Annotated in this window: 15 protein-coding genes; 9 read left to right on the forward strand and 6 right to left on the reverse strand. The window is 30.8% G+C overall.

Annotated features, from left to right (window positions below; genetic code table 11):
• Positions 1 to 50 precede the first annotated feature (50 nt).
• Together LX95_RS12290 and LX95_RS12295 are read left to right on the forward strand one after the other, a co-directional pair.
• Positions 51 to 1253 carry an NAD(P)-dependent oxidoreductase gene (locus LX95_RS12290; RefSeq protein WP_111541758.1) on the forward strand — a complete coding sequence of 401 codons (1203 nt, stop codon included), beginning with the start codon at positions 51 to 53 and terminating at the stop codon, positions 1251 to 1253.
• A complete protein-coding gene (locus LX95_RS12295) occupies positions 1243 to 2097 on the forward strand; it encodes an endonuclease/exonuclease/phosphatase family protein (RefSeq protein ID WP_111541759.1) in 855 nt (284 codons plus the stop codon). Before LX95_RS12290 ends, LX95_RS12295 begins: the two co-directional genes overlap by 11 nt.
• A 74-nt stretch (positions 2098 to 2171) precedes the next feature.
• Here the strand turns inward: LX95_RS12295 and kdsA are convergent, their stop codons facing one another.
• From kdsA to LX95_RS12315, 4 genes are all read right to left on the reverse strand, one after another.
• Entirely contained in the window at positions 2172 to 2990 is an 819-nt protein-coding gene (kdsA, locus tag LX95_RS12300) for a 3-deoxy-8-phosphooctulonate synthase (protein WP_111541824.1), read from the reverse strand.
• Between the two features lie 122 nt (positions 2991 to 3112).
• On the reverse strand, positions 3113 to 3970 hold the full coding sequence (locus LX95_RS12305; protein ID WP_111541760.1) for a universal stress protein: 858 nt from the start codon (positions 3968 to 3970) through the stop codon (positions 3113 to 3115).
• Positions 3970 to 5583: a BCCT family transporter gene (locus LX95_RS12310; protein WP_111541761.1), complete on the reverse strand. Its 1614-nt coding sequence runs from the start codon at positions 5581 to 5583 to the stop codon at positions 3970 to 3972. The genes LX95_RS12305 and LX95_RS12310 overlap by 1 nt, the downstream gene beginning before the upstream one ends.
• Before the next feature lie 12 nt (positions 5584 to 5595).
• Positions 5596 to 6756 (reverse strand): hypothetical protein, encoded by a 1161-nt coding sequence (locus LX95_RS12315; protein WP_245924776.1) that lies wholly within the window; start codon positions 6754 to 6756, stop codon positions 5596 to 5598.
• Between the two features lie 409 nt (positions 6757 to 7165).
• Between LX95_RS12315 and typA the strand changes: the two genes are divergently transcribed.
• The 7 genes from typA (at position 7166) to LX95_RS12350 (ending at position 17167) form a co-directional block, all read left to right on the forward strand.
• Positions 7166 to 8965 (forward strand): translational GTPase TypA, encoded by a 1800-nt coding sequence (gene typA, locus LX95_RS12320; protein ID WP_111541762.1) that lies wholly within the window; start codon positions 7166 to 7168, stop codon positions 8963 to 8965.
• A 111-nt stretch (positions 8966 to 9076) separates the two neighbouring features.
• Positions 9077 to 11236 carry a metallopeptidase domain-containing protein gene (locus LX95_RS12325; protein ID WP_111541763.1) on the forward strand — a complete coding sequence of 720 codons (2160 nt, stop codon included), beginning with the start codon at positions 9077 to 9079 and terminating at the stop codon, positions 11234 to 11236.
• Between the two features lie 99 nt (positions 11237 to 11335).
• Entirely contained in the window at positions 11336 to 12070 is a 735-nt protein-coding gene (locus tag LX95_RS12330) for a glycosyltransferase (protein ID WP_111541764.1), read from the forward strand.
• The gene (locus tag LX95_RS12335) at positions 12051 to 13370 is read left to right on the forward strand and encodes a hypothetical protein (protein WP_111541765.1); all 1320 of its coding nucleotides are present in this window, start codon (positions 12051 to 12053) and stop codon (positions 13368 to 13370) included. Before LX95_RS12330 ends, LX95_RS12335 begins: the two co-directional genes overlap by 20 nt.
• Positions 13371 to 13420: 50 nt before the next feature.
• Positions 13421 to 14710 (forward strand): O-antigen translocase, encoded by a 1290-nt coding sequence (locus LX95_RS12340; RefSeq protein WP_111541766.1) that lies wholly within the window; start codon positions 13421 to 13423, stop codon positions 14708 to 14710.
• A 149-nt stretch (positions 14711 to 14859) separates the two neighbouring features.
• The gene (locus LX95_RS12345) at positions 14860 to 16326 is read left to right on the forward strand and encodes a sulfatase-like hydrolase/transferase (RefSeq protein ID WP_170116615.1); all 1467 of its coding nucleotides are present in this window, start codon (positions 14860 to 14862) and stop codon (positions 16324 to 16326) included.
• Complete coding sequence (locus LX95_RS12350; protein ID WP_170116616.1) at positions 16316 to 17167, forward strand: glycosyltransferase family A protein; 852 nt, start codon at positions 16316 to 16318, stop codon at positions 17165 to 17167. The genes LX95_RS12345 and LX95_RS12350 overlap by 11 nt, the downstream gene beginning before the upstream one ends.
• On the opposite strand, the gene LX95_RS12355 is transcribed toward LX95_RS12350, so the two are convergent.
• Together LX95_RS12355 and LX95_RS12360 are read right to left on the reverse strand one after the other, a co-directional pair.
• Positions 17160 to 18095: a glycosyltransferase family 2 protein gene (locus tag LX95_RS12355; RefSeq protein ID WP_111541769.1), complete on the reverse strand. Its 936-nt coding sequence runs from the start codon at positions 18093 to 18095 to the stop codon at positions 17160 to 17162. The two genes, LX95_RS12350 and LX95_RS12355, sit on opposite strands and share 8 nt — an antisense overlap.
• Before the next feature lie 7 nt (positions 18096 to 18102).
• Positions 18103 to 19422: a capsular polysaccharide export protein, LipB/KpsS family gene (locus LX95_RS12360; RefSeq protein ID WP_111541770.1), complete on the reverse strand. Its 1320-nt coding sequence runs from the start codon at positions 19420 to 19422 to the stop codon at positions 18103 to 18105.
• Positions 19423 to 19425 lie beyond the last annotated feature (3 nt).

Here is a 19425-nt window from a genome sequence, read left to right on the forward strand (position 1 = left end):
TTTACACATCAATTTTATGCAAGTTATAACAACAAAAGCTATACCAGTCTATGAAGATAGGAATTATTAAAGAAAGAAAAACACCACCAGATCGTAGAGTTGTTTTCTCACCTCAAAAACTATCACTGCTTAAAAAACAATTTCCTAATTGCGAACTTTTTGTGGAGTCTTCTAACATTAGAATATTCCCAGATGAAGAATATGAAAAATTAGGGTTTCAAATTTCAGAAGATTTAAGTAATTGTGATATTCTCTTAGGTGTCAAAGAAGTCCCGATTGATTCTCTTATCCCTCATAAAAAATACTTTTTCTTTTCCCATACCATCAAAAAGCAGCCTTATAATCGATCACTTTTACAAGCGGTATTAGAAAAAAATATAGAATTATACGACCATGAAGTAATTGTTGATGAGAATAATAGTCGTTTAATTGGTTTTGGTAGATATGCAGGTATTGTAGGAGCCTATAACGGTTTTAGAGCATTAGGACTTCGCGATAAGTTATTTAATTTACCAAAAGTTGAAAGTTTGCCAGATTATGAGGCAGTCGTGGAGAATCTTCAGCAAATAAAAATCCCTTCCATAAAAATAGCATTGAGTGGTTCTGGCAAAGTAGCCTATGGTGCTAAAGAGATTTTGGACCATCTCCATATCAAGAAAGTAAATATTCATGATTATTTAACCAAATCATTTGAAGAACCAGTTTACGCTATGATAGATGTGCTGGACTACAATAAGAGAAAAGATGGTAAGCAGTTAGATAAGCATGATTTTTATAATTTTCCAGAAGCCTACGAATCAGACTTTATGCGTTTTGCAAAAGTTACCGACTATTTTATAGCAGGACATTTTTATGGGGACAGCGCTCCTTATTTCTTTACAAAAGAAGACGTTAAAAAGAAAGAATTTAAGATCAATCTTATCGCTGATGTTAGCTGTGATATAGATGGTCCTATAGCTTCAACCCTTAGGCCATCAACCATAGCTGATCCTTTTTATGGATATGATCCTCAAACTGAAAGTGAGGTTGAGTTTGATGCAGAAAATGCAATAACGGTGATGGCAGTAGATAATTTACCTTGTGAGTTACCTAAGGATGCTAGCGAGGGCTTTGGAGATATGTTCTTAAAACATGTGATACCTGCTTTTTTTAATGATGATGAGAATGGTATTTTAAACCGAGCTAGAATGACTTTTAAAGGCGAACTTACTTCTCGATATTCTTATTTAAAAGATTTCGTAAATGAAAAGTAGCTACGTTTGTCTCCTTTTGTTGTTTACTCTTTCCTCATGTGTTTCTTTAAAAGATAAAGAAAATGCAAAGAACATTGCTGTAATGACATATAATATAAAAATGTCGGGAGATAGTGGGCTTAAAAGTTGGACTAATCGTAGCAATCATGTGATTAAACAGATGAAAGAAAAAGAGACAGATGTTTATTTACTGCAAGAACCCTTAAAACATCAAATAGATGATATCTTGTCTTATTTGAAAAAATACAATTTAGTAGGAATTCCAAGAATTGATAATCAATATTTAGCTACTTATAATGCCGTATTATATAATGCTGAAAAATTAGAGGTAAAAGAAGAGAAAACCTTTTGGGTTTCTGAAACTCCTTTGTTGGAATCTAAAGGCTGGGATGCATCTAGGGTAAGGATAGTGACTTACGTTTTGTTAGAGAATAAGTTAACCAAGAGTAAATTTTATGTTTTTAATGTTCATCTAGATCGAGAAGGATCAAAATCAAAAATAAAAGGAGTGCAGTTAATTAATGAATGGATACAAAAAGTCAATATTCATAATTACCCGGTTATTATTGGTGGTGACTTTAACTCCAAAGAAAATTCAGAACCTATTGTTTGGTTTAGTGATTATTACAATGATGCTAAAATAGCAAGTATGACCTCCCCTAAAGGACCCTTAGGGACATTTAATTATTTTAATAATCGAACCGAAAGTCATAAGTATAGATTAGATTACATTTTTGTAAATGAGAGTGTAAAGGTAAATTCTTATGAAGTGCTTCAAGATAAGTATGGAGAAATGTACCCCTCAGATCATTACCCAGTTTTTGTTGAATTAACTCTTCCGTAATAAAAAAGCTCGGCAAATGTCGAGCTTTCTTTTGTGAACCTTAATTTTTATTAAAGAGGTTTTAATTCTTAATCTTAAAAATTATTTATCGTTTTTCTAATGCTTACCAAGTTGGTAAGTAACTTTTCAAGATATTTAATATTTAACATGTTGGCGCCATCACTTTTAGCGCTAGCAGGATCAAAATGAGTTTCAATAAATAAACCATCTACATGGTTTACTACTCCAGCTCTTGCAATAGTTTCAATCATATCTGGTCTTCCTCCAGTGACACCGCTGGTTTGGTTGGGTTGTTGTAGAGAATGGGTTATATCTAAAACCGTAGGAGCAAATTCTCTCATAGTAGGAATTCCTCTAAAATCTACAATCATATCTTGGTAACCAAACATAGTTCCACGATCCGTTACCATGACTTGTTCATTATTGCAATCGGTTACTTTTGTTACCGCGTGTTTCATACTTTCAGGACTCATAAACTGTCCTTTTTTAAGGTTTACTACTTTACCTGTTTCCGCAGCAGCGACAACCAAATCGGTTTGGCGTACCAAAAAAGCTGGGATTTGCAATATATCTACATATTCTGCAGCCATTGCCGCGTCACTTACTTCGTGAATATCGGTTACTGTAGGGACATGAAATGTTTCTGAAACTTTACGGAGTATTTTCAACGCTTTTTCATCACCAATACCTGTAAAACTATCTATGCGACTACGATTGGCTTTTTTAAAACTTCCTTTAAAAACGTAAGGAATTTCAAGTTTATCGGTAATCGTAATTATTTGTTCTGCAATTCTTAAGGCCATTTCTTCGCTTTCGATGGCACACGGACCTGAGAGCAAAAAGAAGTTATCTGAATTGGTATATTTTATCTGCGGTATTTTATCAAGTTTCATCATTAAAAATTTATAAAGTCAAAGATAATGAAATTATTTGCTGTACACGGGAGTTACAAACTGGATTAAATTTAAAACAGATAATTTGTCTAACATTTAAATAATTTAGAAGCTTAACTTTTTTATTTAACAATAAGTAAAGGGCTTTTTAAACTTTCATCAAATAGTTCTTCGGTGAGACTTCCTATTAAAAGTGAAGAAATATTATTTCCTCCTTTATCTGAAATGATTACTAAGTCGGGATGATTATTTTCAATTTCTGCAGCGAATTTTTCGCTTACAGTCTTATCTTTTGCAAAAATCAATTGCCTTTCTTCTGGTGGAGTAAGTATCACTTTCTTGAAAAACCTGTCTGACTTTTGCTGAAGGTGCTTTTCAATTTTCTCAATCGCCGTATTGGTTTGAATGTAAGGAGAGAACTGCATAGGTACGTGAAAGACGTGTATAGATTTTAAATAAATATCGAATTTACCTCTATATTGTTCAACGAACTGAAAGGATTTTTTAGAATGCCCTGAAAAGTCTGTTCCTACCCATATATTTTTCAATTCTAATTGTGCAGATTTTGGCACTGAAAGAATATTGCATTTAAGCAATCTAAGAAGTTTTGCAGAAACTACTCCGGTACCTTCTTTTGCAACTTTGTTTCCTATAATGGTAAGGTGGATTTGATATTTATTTACCACATAATCAATCAAAGATTCTGTATTAGAATCTTCAGAAATTAATACCTCCCAACTTATATCAGCTTTAAATTTTTCTTCAATTTTTTCATTCAGTTCATCTCCAATAAGTTGATCTAAATTTATTTCGCCGAGCTCTTTTTCGAATAATTCTGAGATTTCATATTTTTTAATGTTATGCACAAAATAAACTTTGCTGACTTCTAATTTTTCAGCCAAAAAAGCGCTGTATTCTATTAAATGATTATCAATGGAAGATAAGTCTAAGGCTACTAAAATATTTTTAACACTTTCCATTACGATTCTTTTTTATTTCTTCGTTCAACAATCTCTTTTACTACTCCTTCATAGTCATCCATTTGCTTTTCAGATTTCTTCTTTTCTAATTTAATATAATCTTCTTTCAAACCTTTATAAAGTGAGTAGCACATTACTAGAAGTATGAGGGCAAAGGGCAAACCAGTTACAATGGTTGCGGTTTGCAAAGCCTCAAGACCGCCTCCAATAAGTAGAACTGCAGCAACTGCACCTTCGGTAACTGCCCAAAATATACGTTGACCCACTGGTGCATCTATCTTACCTCCAGATGTTAAACTGTCTATAACTAATGAACCTGAATCTGAAGAAGTGATAAAGAAACCAGCAATAAGAACAATTGCAACTATGTTAATAATCATTGAAAATGGATAATCTTCAAAAAAAACAAATAAAGCTGTAGCTATATCATCTTGTACAGCCATGACAATATTTGAGTCACCTCCTAATGCTTGTTGTATAGAAACACTTCCAAAAGCAGACATCCAAAAGAAAGTAACTAGTGATGGTACGAGTAAGACTCCAAGAATAAATTCTCTAATTGTTCTACCTTTAGAGATTCGGGCAATAAACATTCCCACAAATGGAGACCAGCCAATCCACCAACCCCAGTAAAATACTGTCCAATCATTTTGCCAACTTGTACCACTGTAAGTTTCACTCCAAGTGGAAATTTTTAAGAAATTGAAGAAATAACTTCCCGTGTTCTCTACAAAAGATCTAAAAATAAATAAAGTAGGTCCTAAAACTAATGCTAATAGTAAAAGCACAACGGCTATTCTCATGTTCCATTCGCTCAAAATTTTCACCCCCTTATCGACTCCTAAAACTACAGATGTGGTAGCAATTAAAGTTACCCCGGCAATTAATAAAACTTGAGTTAAGGTGCCATCGGAAACCCCAAACACATGATTTAATCCACTAGCTATTTGTTGAACACCAAATCCTAATGAGGTAGCTAAACCAAAGAGAGTAGCTAAAACAGCAAAAATATCAATGATGTCTCCAATTCTTCCGTGAATTTTATCACCTAAAAAAGGGTAAAAGATAGATCGTATAGTAAGAGGAAGTCCTCGAGAATAAGTAAAATAAGATAGAGCTAATCCAACTAATGCGTAAACAGCCCAAGCATGAAAACCCCAGTGTAAAAAGGTAAAATTCATTGCTTCTTGTGCGGCTGCTACGGTATTAGGTTCGGCTGTTGGTGGATGCACAAGGTGTTTTACAGGTTCTGCAACACCAAAGAAAAGTAATCCAATTCCCATACCAGCACTAAAAAGCATAGCGAACCAAGACAAGTTTTTAAATTCTGGTTTTGCATTTTGACCGCCAATCCTGAGTTTCCCGAATTTACCTAATGCGAGATAAACTAAAAATATTAGAAACAAGTTGATGGTTAGTATAAAAAACCAGTCTGCGTTTTCAGCCACCGCATGTTGAATATTAACAAAAGCCGTTTCTGCTTTTTTTTCGAAAATTATTGTAAGAGTAATACTGACAACTATGAAAATAACCGACGAGAAAAAAACGGGTCCATTTACATCTAATCCAAAAATTGATTTTTTTTCGTCGCTTCGCGTAACTTTTTTAGCCATAAAATAATTTGATTAAAAGTAGTATCCTACATTTATATTGAATCGAGCTTCCCATTTTGCTCCTGGGGTTCCTGTAGAAAAGTCGTCTACAAAATTGCCCCCCAGCCAAGAGTGATTATACCCTGCGGCATAATCAACAAAAGTAAGTAAATTTCCGGCGGTAATCTTAAAACCAACTACATTCATTATAGAAGAGTCAAATTCTTTCTTCTGTTTTTGCATCCATCCAAAATCATTATAAGCTTCAATTTTTTCAAAAGGCCCCCAGTTAATATCAAATTTTCTAGAAGCAGATAAGGTGTAGATATTAAAATTGGTGGCGACTTCGTAGGGTACTCCATATGCGCCCATTTGTATTCTATCGTTAGGTAAACCCTCCCCATTTTTAGGGTTATGTGCTACATTGTTGAGACTTATTTTAAAATTCCATTCGTGGTAATAAACTTCATAATGAAGAGCGAAAGCATAATGGTTTCCATTTTCTTTAGTATCTAAATTATAAAGTTGTCCAGCTTGCGCAGAAATACCTAGTCGGTGGTCTACATGACCGCCAAATTTCCATACAAAATTACCATTTAGTTGATTAGTTTCCTTATTTCTACCCACCACATCATATGAATATCTGCTAGAATCGTGTTCTTCACCGCCAACAAATTGCATTTCCTCTGCATTTTTGAAAAATGCGAAAGCATATTCAAAAGTTTCATCTTCATGAACATACTTTAATCCCATATCATGATCGTCCTCTAAACCTACGTAATACGTAATATTAAAAAACCAGTTGTTAGAATTGTATTGCTGAATTCCGAAAGGGACGTAAACCAATCCGGCTTGTATTTGATCTTTAGGATTAAAATGGTAAGCGATCCATCCACTTTTTAAAAAACTACCTCCAAAAGCTTCAGAATAAAATCTGTATTCTGCATTTAGGGACAATTTTTTATAGGAAGCTTTAGGTTTTATGGCAATCATATCATAACCAAACTCTCCACCTTTAGCTTTTTGTTCGGCTTTCCAAGAAGAGTTGATGTAATTAAAACGTACAGCGCCATGAAGTTCTAATTTGGGTTTTTCTTTTTCCTCTTCAACTTTGTCTTGACCCAAGCTTAAAAGAGGGGCTGCAAACAAAATAATACCTAATGAAAAAGATAAGAGATGAGTAATTTTTGACATGCTATAATTGATTTTTCAGATAGGTTATCTCGAAAATTAAGTCGAAAATTATAAAAGCTGCAATATTTGGCTAAAGTTTAATATTAATTTAGAATTTATTTATACTTATGTTTATAATCACCGTACGATAATATTGTTGAATTTTTTTGTTACTTAATTTGTTGTTTCGCTTCCTTATTTATTTAACCGAAAAGTGACATTTTCTATTTAAAAATTTAAATAAGAATGAAGGAGGAGGGTCTATGTTGAAGCAAATGAAGATATCTCATTCAAAACCTAATTTATCTAATACATAAGGTTTTAATGGTAAAACTTTACGTTTATATTACCGTAGCATTATATTTTTGGGTTATAGCTTTATTATCAGAAAATTAAACGTACATTTGCAGCCTTTTAAAAAGGGCTTTTTATGACAGCAATCAAAAACATTGCAATTATTGCACACGTTGACCACGGTAAAACTACTTTGGTTGATAAAATTATGTACCACTGCCGTTTATTCCGTGAAAACGAGAATACAGGCGATCTTATTTTAGATAATAATGATCTTGAAAGAGAACGTGGTATTACTATTACCTCTAAAAACGTATCTGTAGTATATAAGGATACAAAAATTAATATTATTGATACTCCTGGTCACGCCGATTTTGGTGGAGAGGTAGAGCGTGTTTTAAATATGGCCGATGGTGTTCTATTGTTAGTAGATGCTTTTGAAGGTCCTATGCCACAAACTCGTTTTGTATTGCAAAAAGCGATTGACTTAGGTCTTAAGCCTTGTGTGGTTATCAATAAAGTTGATAAAGAAAACTGTACTCCAGACGAGGTACATGAAAAAGTTTTTGACTTAATGTTTGAGTTAGGAGCAGAAGAATGGCAGTTAGATTTCCCATCAGTTTACGGTTCAGCTAAAAATAATTGGATGAGTGATGATTGGAGAAATGAAACAGAAAATATTGAGCCTTTACTTGATATGGTAATGGATCATATTCCTTCTCCTAAAATTGAAGAAGGTACGACTCAAATGTTAATTACTTCTTTAGATTTCTCTTCATTTACGGGTAGAATTGCTATTGGACGTTTACAAAGAGGAAGTTTAAAAGAAGGAATGCAAGTTTCTTTGGTGAAAAGAGATGGAAGCATTGTAAAAACTAAAATTAAAGAACTTCATACTTTTGAAGGTCTAGGAAGAAGAAAAGTAGAAGAAGTACAAGCAGGTGATATTTGTGCAATTGTAGGATTAGAAGGTTTTGAGATTGGTGATACTGTTGCCGATATTGAAAATCCTGAAGCTCTAAAGACCATTGCGATCGATGAGCCTACAATGAGTATGTTATTTACTATTAACGATTCACCTTTCTTCGGAAAAGATGGAAAGTTTGTTACTTCTAGACATATTAAAGACCGTTTAAATAAAGAATTAGAAAAGAATTTAGCACTTCGTGTAAACGAAACAGATAGTGCCGATAAATTTTTAGTTTACGGTCGTGGAGTACTTCACTTATCAGTTTTAATTGAAACGATGAGAAGAGAAGGTTATGAACTTCAAATTGGTCAGCCACAAGTAATCATCAAGGAAATTGATGGTGTAAAGTGTGAACCAGTTGAAGAGTTGACTATAGATTTACCAGAATCTGTTTCAGGTAAAGCTGTAGAGATGGTGACCATGAGAAAAGGAGAGATGTTGAGCATGGAAGCTAAAGGTGAACGTATGGTTTGTGAATTTATTATTCCGTCAAGAGGGATTATTGGCTTACGTAACCAATTATTAACCGCTACTGCTGGAGAAGCTATTATGGCTCACCGTTATAAAGAATACCAACCTTTAAAAGGAGGAATTCCAGAACGTTTAAATGGTTCTTTGGTTTCTATGGAAAAAGGTTCGGCAATTCCTTATTCTATTGATAAGTTACAAGATAGAGGGAAGTTCTTTGTAGATCCAGGTGAAGATATTTATGAAGGTCAGGTTATTGGTGAAAACTCTCGCCAAGATGATATGGCAGTGAATATTACTAAAACTAAGAAACTTTCTAACGTACGTTCTTCTGGAGCAGATGATAAAGCGAAAATTGTTCCTGCAATTAAGTTTAGCTTAGAAGAAGCATTAGAATACATACAAAAAGATGAATACGTAGAGGTAACGCCTAACCACTTAAGGTTAAGAAAAATTTACTTAACGGAAAATGAGCGTAAACGTAATAAGATTATATAAAAATTTAAAAAATGGCTGTCTTTTCGACAGCCATTTTTTTTTAGTTCAGTTAATCTAAAATAGTATCTTTATAAAGTTTAAATAATATTAACTTTGCTAAAAAGTGTTTTTGTGGAAAAAATAGACGAATTTATTTATCCCCTTATTAAATATATAATTGCACTTTTATTTCTTTCATTTCCTGCCTTTTTTTTTGCTCAACAGACTGATTTTAATAATAATAAATCTTCTATATATGGCGATTCTTTTACGCCAAAAGGCGATTTAAGAGCTCTTGTAATTTATGTAAATTTTAAAGAACCAGCTTTAAATTCAGAAAGACATGAAATGACCCACTGGCCAATTGGTTCTAAATTTCCTGTTTATTATGGGAAATCTGTAGTTGATGAAAGAACAGGAAAACTTATATGGGCTCATCAAGATCCCTCAGATTTCCAAACTAAAACTTATTTCAATAACGATATTTACTTAAATCTTTCAGAATTCTACTATGCTATGTCTCAGGGGAAATTTCGTTTCTATGCTGAGGTTCTAAAAGACCCTATAACCAATAAGCCTATTGATATAAATATAAATCCAAAAGGAATTACGAGTTATGGTGAAATTGTGGAAAAAGTATATCATAAAATTGCTGAAATTTTCCCACAGGATTATGATTGGTCAAGATTCGATAATATTCAAAACAATCCAAGTTTTGAATTTAATAGTTCAGTAAGCTTCGATAATCCTCAACCTGATAACAAAATTGATTATGTTATTCTAAATTTCAGAAATGATAATCGTTGGTCACCACATCCAAACGGACAAATAAAATCAAATTGGCCTAAGGCAATTGCAGGAGCAGGAATCGAAAAAACAATTGGAAGAAATAGTCGCGGGGATATAAAAATTGGAGGAAAAAGTGGAATAAGAATATTTTTTTCTCAAGGGAAAATCTATGAAAGAATTGAACTTATTATTCACGAAATGGCTCATACTTTTATGAATAATCCACATACTGTTATGGCCAACAAAGCTTCAGGTGATTATTACTACTATAATTACGGTTGGGGATTAATGGATTCTTTTAGCAATTTTATGCCACTAGCAAATTCGTGGGAACGTTGGTACGCCGGATGGATAAATATAACCCATGATATTAACGAAAAAAATTACGTAAAAAAGAAACAATACCTATTAAAAGATTATTTAGAATTTGGACAAACTATGCGTATAAAACTACCAAATACGGAAAATGAATATATTTGGTTAGAAAATCATCAATTAAATAATCCTTATTACAAAAGACCAGATTTACTAGTAGATGCATTTGGCGATTCTATTATAACAAAACAAAAAGGATTAGTTGGGTTTATTGAAAAAATTGCGCCGAGCAGAGAAGAGCTGTATCCTTTTTCGAGAGGAACTAACGGAATTAAGATTATATATGGGAAGGGAAATTATGACTATACTTTTAAAGAATTAAAAGAAGAAGCTTATGCCTGGGGTTCAGAGATTTTAGATGTTAAAAAAGAAGATGTAAACGCTTACGGAGGACAACATGAGGCTAGTTTTTTTAGATATGATTTTAATGACAATGATAAAATAGAACATGCTAAATCTGCAAATGGAGCAAGGGGAAATTATATTGATGGGTATAATATTATAGAAGTAGATGGAAAGCCTATTTGGGGATATGTAGGTCCAAATTTAACTCTGCCTAACAAAAAACTGAGCGCATTTAGTAATCCACCATTAACAAATTTTCAAAAGTTTGACTGGCGTAAAGACAAAATGGCTCCTGTCATTTTACATTCATTATCTATACATCCTAAGAAAATGAACAACGGAATTTACCGAATTTCAATAAATTATGAAGATGGAAAAATAGATAATGATTTTAGGATGACTGGTAATATTGTTCTCCCTGCTGGTGTAAAAATTATCCTAGAGAAAAAAAAGAAACTTAAAATAAATAAGAGTAAAACTTATAATTCTTCAAAATCTATAAATGGAAGTTTTATAAAAAACACAAATTTTTTAGTAGAAAATGAAGGTACTTTTCAATTTAATAAAAAATCAACCATTATTTTAAATGAAAATTCTTCTTTAATTTTTAAGAAAGGAAGTCACCTTATTTTAGAAAAAGGAGTAAAAATTATTGTGAAAAACGGAGCAACTTTAAAAATAGAAGAAGGTGTTCTTTTTGATATTGATAAGAAAGTTGAAATTTCAATATTTGATGGATTTATAGATATACCAGACAGCATTCGTAATCTTATAAAAATATGACCGCAGTTTTATTATAATTATACCGTTATAATTTAAAAATTAATACTTTTTGCTTACACTTATACCATGCTCATGTATCTTTGGGTATAAATTTACCTTATGCCTCAACAGAAAGTTTTATTTATTATTCCTGTATACAACGAAGCAAAGAGAATTGCGGTAGGGGCTTATCAACAAGCTTTTGTTTTCTATAAAAATATTGACTTCGTTTTTATAAACGATGCCAGTACTGATAAAACGCAAGAAATTATTGAAGGTTTAGCAAATGTATATCCAAATGTATTTTGTATAAAAAATAATATTAATAAAGGGAAAGCAGAAAGCATAAGAAAAGGAGTTTTAGAATTTTTATCTGATACTTATATTTATGTAGGATATTTAGACGCAGATTTAGCTACTCCTTTTAAAGAAATGGTAAGGCTTTTAAATTATGCAACGGAGAATCCCCATAAAAAAATCGTAATGGGAGCACGTATAAAACTTATAGGGAATAAGGTAAATCGCTCGTTATCGAGACATTATTTTGGGAGGATTTTCGCTACTATTGTAAGTCAAATTGTCTTAAAGACTCCAGTTTACGATACTCAGTGCGGGGCAAAAATATTAGAAGTGGATTTAGCTAAAAAATTATTTAAAGATCCTTTTTATACTAAATGGCTATTTGATGTAGAACTTTTACTTCGTTTTCAAAAAAAAGATATCCAATTTGCTAATAAAATTGTGGAAATTCCTTTAAATGTTTGGGAAGAAAAAGGAAACTCAAAAATTAAAGCATATGATTTCTTTTTGATTCCTTTTCAAATAATAAAATTATATGTTAACTATCAAAGATAGAAATATATACTATATAGTAGCATTAGGAGTACTGCTTAGATTGATTATATTCACTTTATTTTATAATCATATTGCAGAATATCCTGATAGTTCAGATTATTATATTCTTGCAGAACATATTCAGAAATTTAGTTTAGAAGGATATAACGGATGGAGAAGTCCTGGGTATTCTTTGTTTCTTTTGTTAGGAGGAGGAAAATTAAGGTGGATTATTGTTTTTCAAAATATACTTGGGATTATCGCTCTTGCACTGTGGTATAAAACCTTAATTAATTTGAAAGTACCTAGAAAGATTAGTTTTTATACTACTCTTTTAATGACAACTTTTCTTCACGTTATATTTTATGAATCGGCTATTTTAACAGAATCTATAACCTTGTTTTTTTTATCTTGGGTAGTGTATTTACTCAGTAAATATTCAATGTATAAGTTAACCTTTGTAACAGGACTTTATTTAAGTGCTGTATTAGCAATATTAGTGGCTATAAAACCTTTTTATATCTATTTACCGTTTTTAATTTTTGGGATGTGGTTGCTTAAAGGTTTTCAGGGGAGAAAAAATATAGTAAAACTATTACTTGTTTTTATATTACCATTGTTCGTTTATTTTGGTTGGTCTTATGCTAATAAACTACATACTGGTTATTTTGTTTCTACTACATTTTTAGGGTTAAATATGGCTCAAAATTGTGTTTATTTTGCAGAAAAGGGCCCCAAAGAATATAACTGGATTATTGAGCCTTATGTAGAGTATCGTGAAAAATCAATAGAAGAGAATAGAGATGTAGCTATGTCTATTTGGTATGCATATCATCAAGGTGCGTTTAAAGATACAAACTTGAGTTTTCCTGATTTATCTAATGAGTTTGGGAAATATGCTAAAGCAACAATTTTTAATAACCCAGGAGATTATTTAAAGCAGGTAGTTTTTACCTCTTGGTTAAACTTTTGGGAACCAGGTATTTTTTGGAAATATGATGAAATACAATTTGGAAAGAAATTTTTTCTAATACTATGGTATGTACAAAAATCTGTTCTGTATTTTTATAGAATTATCTTTATTGGTCTAATACCTTATTACATATATAAGTTTATTGTAGATAAGAAAGTAAAAAAAGGTACTCTATTGTTTTTTGTAGTTTTTTCAGCTTCTGTGCTTCAGGCTATGGTAACTTATGGCTCAAATAGTAGATATAGCTTCCCTTTTGAATTTATTATGCTTATTAGTGTTACTTATTTTTTTGCTAGGCATTTTTCTTGGTTTACGGTTTTAAAAGATAAAATAGTAAATTATAGATAGTCTAATAACCTTTATTTAACTGATGTTGATAAGCGTCTTAATTTAGTTAGATGTACCCAAAGTTTATAAACTTTATAAAAGAAAATCCTTTACTAAAAGTGACTTCACTAAATAGTGGAGCTATTTTAGTTAAAATGATTACAGGTTTAATCATCTCTAAGCTTACAGCCTATTTTTTAGGACCAGTAGGTATTGCACTCATAGGAAACTTAAGAAATGGTCAAAGTGTAATTAACACTATAGCTTCTTCAGGAATCCAAAAAGGAGTTGTAAGCCTTACTGCGAACGGAAAAGAAAAGAAGAAGCTATTGCAAATTCTAACCAATACTTTTTTTAGTTTAGGTTTATTAGTGAGTGTAGTTGTTAGTGTATTTTTATTATTATTTAGTAATGAGGTTTCGTTCTACATCTTTCAAACCAATTCGTATATCTGGATAATAAATCTAATAGCATTTAGTCTTCCTATAAATACACTTAACCTTTTTATTTTATCTATACTTCAAGGTCTATCAGACTTTAAAAAAGTGATTTCTATTAATATAATTACGAGTATTTTTAATTTAGCTTTATTCTCTGTATTATTATATTTTTTAGAATTAGAAGGTGCGTTTGTAACCGTTATTTTACTATCAACTATTCAATTTATAATCACACTTTATTACGCTAAACCTTATTATTACCTTTTTAGAAATTTAAAGCTTTTTTATTTTCCTAAAAAGATAGTTTTTAGCTTGTCTAAATATGGGTTAATGACTTTAATTTCTAGTATTACGTTTCCATTAGTTTACTTAGGTATTAGAAGAGAAATTATGGTAGGATTGTCCAATACTGATGCTGGTTATTGGGAAGCCATGAGTAGATTATCCTCTCACTATATACTCCTTATGGTTTCTATAATTAACTTATACGTATTACCCAAATTATCTTCTGCAAATAATCAAAATAGCTTTAAAGAAACAGTATTAGAATTTTATAAATTAATTATTCCATTTTATGGAGTAGGTTTAATTATTATTTATGCGCTGAGATATTATATCATAAGAATAGTCTATTCTCAAGAATTTTTACCTATTCAAGGTTTGTTTTTAGGTCAGTTAATAGGAGATTTTTTTTATATTTTGGCATTGGTCATGACCTATCAAATGCACGCCAAAAGACAAGTAAAAAGGTTTCTTGTAACCGATTTATTTTTAGCTATAGGTTTGTATGTATTTAGTATTTACTTATTAGATATTTTTGGATTAAAAGGGGTGATGTATGCACATGCATCTATCAATTTTTTATACTTTTTACTCGTTTTATTTATCTTTAGAAAACCACTTTTTAACCAATCAAAATAATGAAAATGAATCTAAGGAATACAAAATATCGGTTTATAATCATTTGGTTACTTCCTGTTTTGATTACATTTTTTTATGAATTTTTTTTTACTGAATTTAATTTTTCAAGACTAGAAAATTTTTTTGAAAATATTCTGTTCGCAATTGCTATGCTACTGACAGTATTATGGTTTAACTCAGTAAAAATTCAATATATATTACAGTCTATTTATTATGTAGTCTTCCTGATATGTCTTTTTTTTGAAACTGCATTTTATAGCCTTTTTAAAACTCAATTCAGTGCATCAGCTATTTTTATTGCTTTAGAAACGAATATTGCTGAAGCTAAAGAGTTTTTACAATTTTATATAGACACTCCAATAATTTTATTTTTTGGAAGTTTAACGTGTTGCTTATTTCTATTTTTTAGAAATAAGTCTAGTTTTTTCAATTTAATCCTTTTAAGTAAAAAGAAGAAATTTTTAGCTGGAGGGTTTTTCATTGTTATTCTGGTCACTTTAAAAGTGACTAAACTTATTGTGCCAAATTTCCCATATTTATTATTTAAAGCTTCTTACGAATACTATGATGAGCAAAAAAAAATGCAGGCTTTTCATATAGATAAACCAGTAGGTAGTTTTGTTAATGTAGAACATAAAACAAAAAATAAACAGGCAACTTATGTATTGATAATTGGGGAATCTACGAATAAAAATCACTTAGGAGTCTACGGATACTATCGTCAAACCACCCCTAATATAGAGAAACGAAGAAAAGATATATTAATTTATGATAATGTTATAAGTTCCCACGCTTATACTATAGGTTCTTTAAAAGAAGCATTGACCCTAAATAATTTTAAAAAACAAGAAGAAGCTTCAATAATACAATTGATGAATCAAGCAGGCTTTAAAACATTTTGGTTATCTAATCAACGACCAATTGGTCCTTTTGAGAGCTTAGTTACAAAAATTTCTAAAGCTTCAAACGTTTATAACTATACAAATTCTGCTATTTCGGGTTCTACAACACCTTATGACGAAGTGTTATTGCCATATTTAGAGAAAGCTCTAAGGGACCCAGCACCCAAAAAATTTGTTGTATTGCATATTCTTGGAACGCACTTAAAATATAAAGATCGCTTTCCCGAAAAATTTAAAAAATTCACCAAAAAACCTAAGAGTAAGTTTAATTCCGCTTTAGCTTTATCTAGAAGAAATGATTATGATAATGCTATTTTATACAATGATTATATTATAGAACAAGTAATAAAAAAGGTAGAACAAAAGAATGAATCAAGTTATGTTTTTTACTTTGCTGACCATGGGGAAGAAATGTATGAAGTAAGAGATTTTGCAGGGCATTTAGATGACAATCCTACAAAAGGAATGTTTGAAATTCCATTTTTATTATGGCAATCAGATAAATTTAAAGCAGAGAATAAATTGCATATAGATTTGAAAAGACCTTATGTGTTAGATGACTTTATTCATAGTTTGGCAGATTTATCTCAAATAGATTTCACAGGAAAAAAAAATGACAAAAGTATTTTTTCTGAAAAATTTATACCCAAAACAAGAATTATAGGTGAGAATTTAGATTTTGATAATTATGATTGGGAAAGTAATGAGGAATAATTCAATAAAAATATCTACATATAATGTAGATGATGTAGAAGTTTTAGTTTCTACCATGAAAAGAACTTCATTTAGTTTTTTAGAAGCTATGTTTATTAATAATGATATTAGCAAACTTCATATTTTAATTATTAACCAAACCGATGCTCACCATCAATTAACCTCTAATCTTTCTAATATACGAGTTATAAATAGTGAGGAAAAAGGTTTATCAAAAAGTAGAAACCTTGCTATAAAAAATGCTATAAAACCAATTTGTGTTATAGCAGATGATGACGTGGTTTATTTAAAAGGTTTTGTTAATACTGTAGCCCAAGGTCATTGTAAATACCCTGCAGCAGGTTTAATTTCTTTTCAAGCAAAAAATTTTAGTGACAAACCTTACAAGACCTATAATAACCAAGAAAGAGAAATTATTAAAAAGAGAAAAGAAACACCACTTTCTTCCATAGAAGTTACATTAAAAAGAGAAATTATAGTGGAGAACACAATTTTTTTTAATGAACTGTTTGGTTTAGGTTCTTATTTTGAATCTGGAGAAGAAGATTTGTTTTTAAAAGAACTCCTGTCAAAACAAATTATAGCTTTTCACATTCCAAAATTCATAGTAAGTCATGCTGATGAAAGCTCAACATCAAACCCCGCATCTAACCGATTTATACGTGCACGTGCTGCTGCGAAATATGTCGAATACGGTAATTTGAGTTTACTTTGGATGCTAAAATTTTTATTTTTTTTGATTAGAAAAAAACATATTAAAGCCTCTTCTATAATTGAAAAATATAGGTTAGGATATCAGGCAATTATCGATGTTAAGAAAATGAGTAATTCTTCTACCTAAAAGCTGTTAAATAAATACCTTTTCTAATAAGTAATAATTGAAACTTTTTTAAGCCTATTAATGTAAAATTAGGAAGCTTTAATAAGAAACGTTGTTTGGCGTTGAGAGATTCGGGGTCAATTACTTTTAAAAACTTATTTAAAACCTCAGTATCATTATGATATTTACAATGTATTGCTACAGCATATCGATTTAGGTCTAGGTATTTTTTAAAAGAAGCATTTGTGTGTTCAGCTTCTTTATATGAATTTAGAAATTCATACTTAACCTTTCTTAGCTGTTTTTTAGATAGGCTGTTAGGTACCGTTTTATCATAACATGCTGTAACAGCAGGATTAAAAACTATCGTCTTTTGCAAAGCAAATCTAATCCACAAATCAATATCTTGTCCAGAAGAAATCGTGGTATTAAAACTACCAATATCTAAGAAAGATTGTTTTGTGAAAGCTACGCCCGAAGTCATTGCCAACGGATGAATTATACTTGCTTTAAAGTAATCTTCAACAATTTGGATTTTATGTTGTTCTTGTAAATTATATGTGGCGTTATGTGTGTAATTTTCTCGTAATTTTAACTGATATGCATTACAAAAAAATGAAGCTTGAGGAAATAGCTTTATACTTTTATAGAACTCTTCTAAATGATTATTATTCCAAGTATCATCAGCGTCAATTAGTGCAATATATTCGCTATTAGATTTACTAATTCCAAAATTTCTCGCTGAAGATGCCCCGTTGTTTTTTTGCTGAAATAACTTAATTCTTGGGTCAGTGAAGCTTTTAACTACAGAGAAGCTAGCATCTGTAGAACCGTCATCCACAATAATCACTTCGAAATCTTCAAAATTTTGAGATAGAACACTTTCCAAAGTTTTTTTGACTTGATCTTCTTTATTATATAAAGGAATAACGACAGAGAAAAAAGCCATACTTAATTTATTTAGAAAGGGTTAAAGTTTTTAATTGATGAGCAATTTGCTTTGCTGCATTTAGGTTTTTATCAATAATATGTCCTTTAATTAAGTGATTCGTAAAGAGTTCATAAAGATAATTATCTATTTTGTTTTCTTCTGCGGAAAAGTGAAGTACTTCTTTTAATAATTCTTTTAATTCATTTTTATGTTGAAGCTTTAAACACATTCCGCTTCGATCGTAATAAGAGTTTCCCAAGGCAAGTACAGGTTTACCTTTTATTATAGCTTCTAATCCTACAGTTGAATTATTTACAATAACCGCATGGGTTTTTTCTAAAACTTCGTCAAAACTTTTGTTGGTGTCAATATAAATACCAGATCTCGTAGATATGAATTCATAAAACTCTTTTGCATATTTTTTCTTATATAAAGGATGCTCCCTAACTATCAAAACACTGTCTTCAGGGAGATGTGTATAAACGTCTTTTAAAATTTGAGTGTGACTGCTGTAAAACGGACTGTGGTGCGTAAGGTTAACATCAAAAGGAACTTGACAAATTAATAGAAATACATTTTTTTCTTTCTCAACAAGTTTGAGGTCTTTTAATAAATGTGCTTTTTTATATGTTTTTGTCGTAGGATTTTTTAAGTCTGGAGGCAATAAAACGGTATGTTGAATCAAAAACTCTAATATATGATCTAATCCTCTGTAGAATGGGAGCCGGTTGTACTTTTTATCTTTTATTCTATTTATAAACTGATTTATTTTTTCCTTCTTAAAACTACGATTTTCTGTAATTTCAGGCTGGTAACCAGCAATTGAAGCATTTGCATTAACGCCTTTAGTATCAAAAAAAGTAGTCTTGTACGGACCTTGTTCTATAAAGTAAGTCTTGATGTCTTTTCTTTTGGCAATGATTTTGGTAATGTCTATAAGTAATCTAGAATCACCTATAAGAAGAATTACATCTGGGGAGGTAGTTGTTTTTTTATCAATAAAATTAATATATTCTATCGCCTGCAGGAGAAGTGATTCTCTTTTTATATTCTTGTTTAATTTAATTTGATATTCGATTAACCTATCTAAATCAAATTCTCTATAAACTGGTTTTTTTTGCGAAAGTATTGAAGCATATTTTCTTCTGTTTTTATGAGCACTAAGCCAACATTTAAAAGAAGCTAGTGTAGAGGTAACTCCTCTAAATAAACTGTAAAAATACCCACTAGGGTAAAGGCTTAATATTTCAAACTGAGTAGATGGAGTTGTTTTTTTTAACTCTTTTTCTATGCCTATAAAAAAACGAGAAAATTTATCATAATAGCTTATACATAAAACTTTCATTAT

It is taken from the genome of Mesonia algae (assembly GCF_003253545.1).
Lineage (GTDB): Bacteria > Bacteroidota > Bacteroidia > Flavobacteriales > Flavobacteriaceae > Mesonia > Mesonia algae.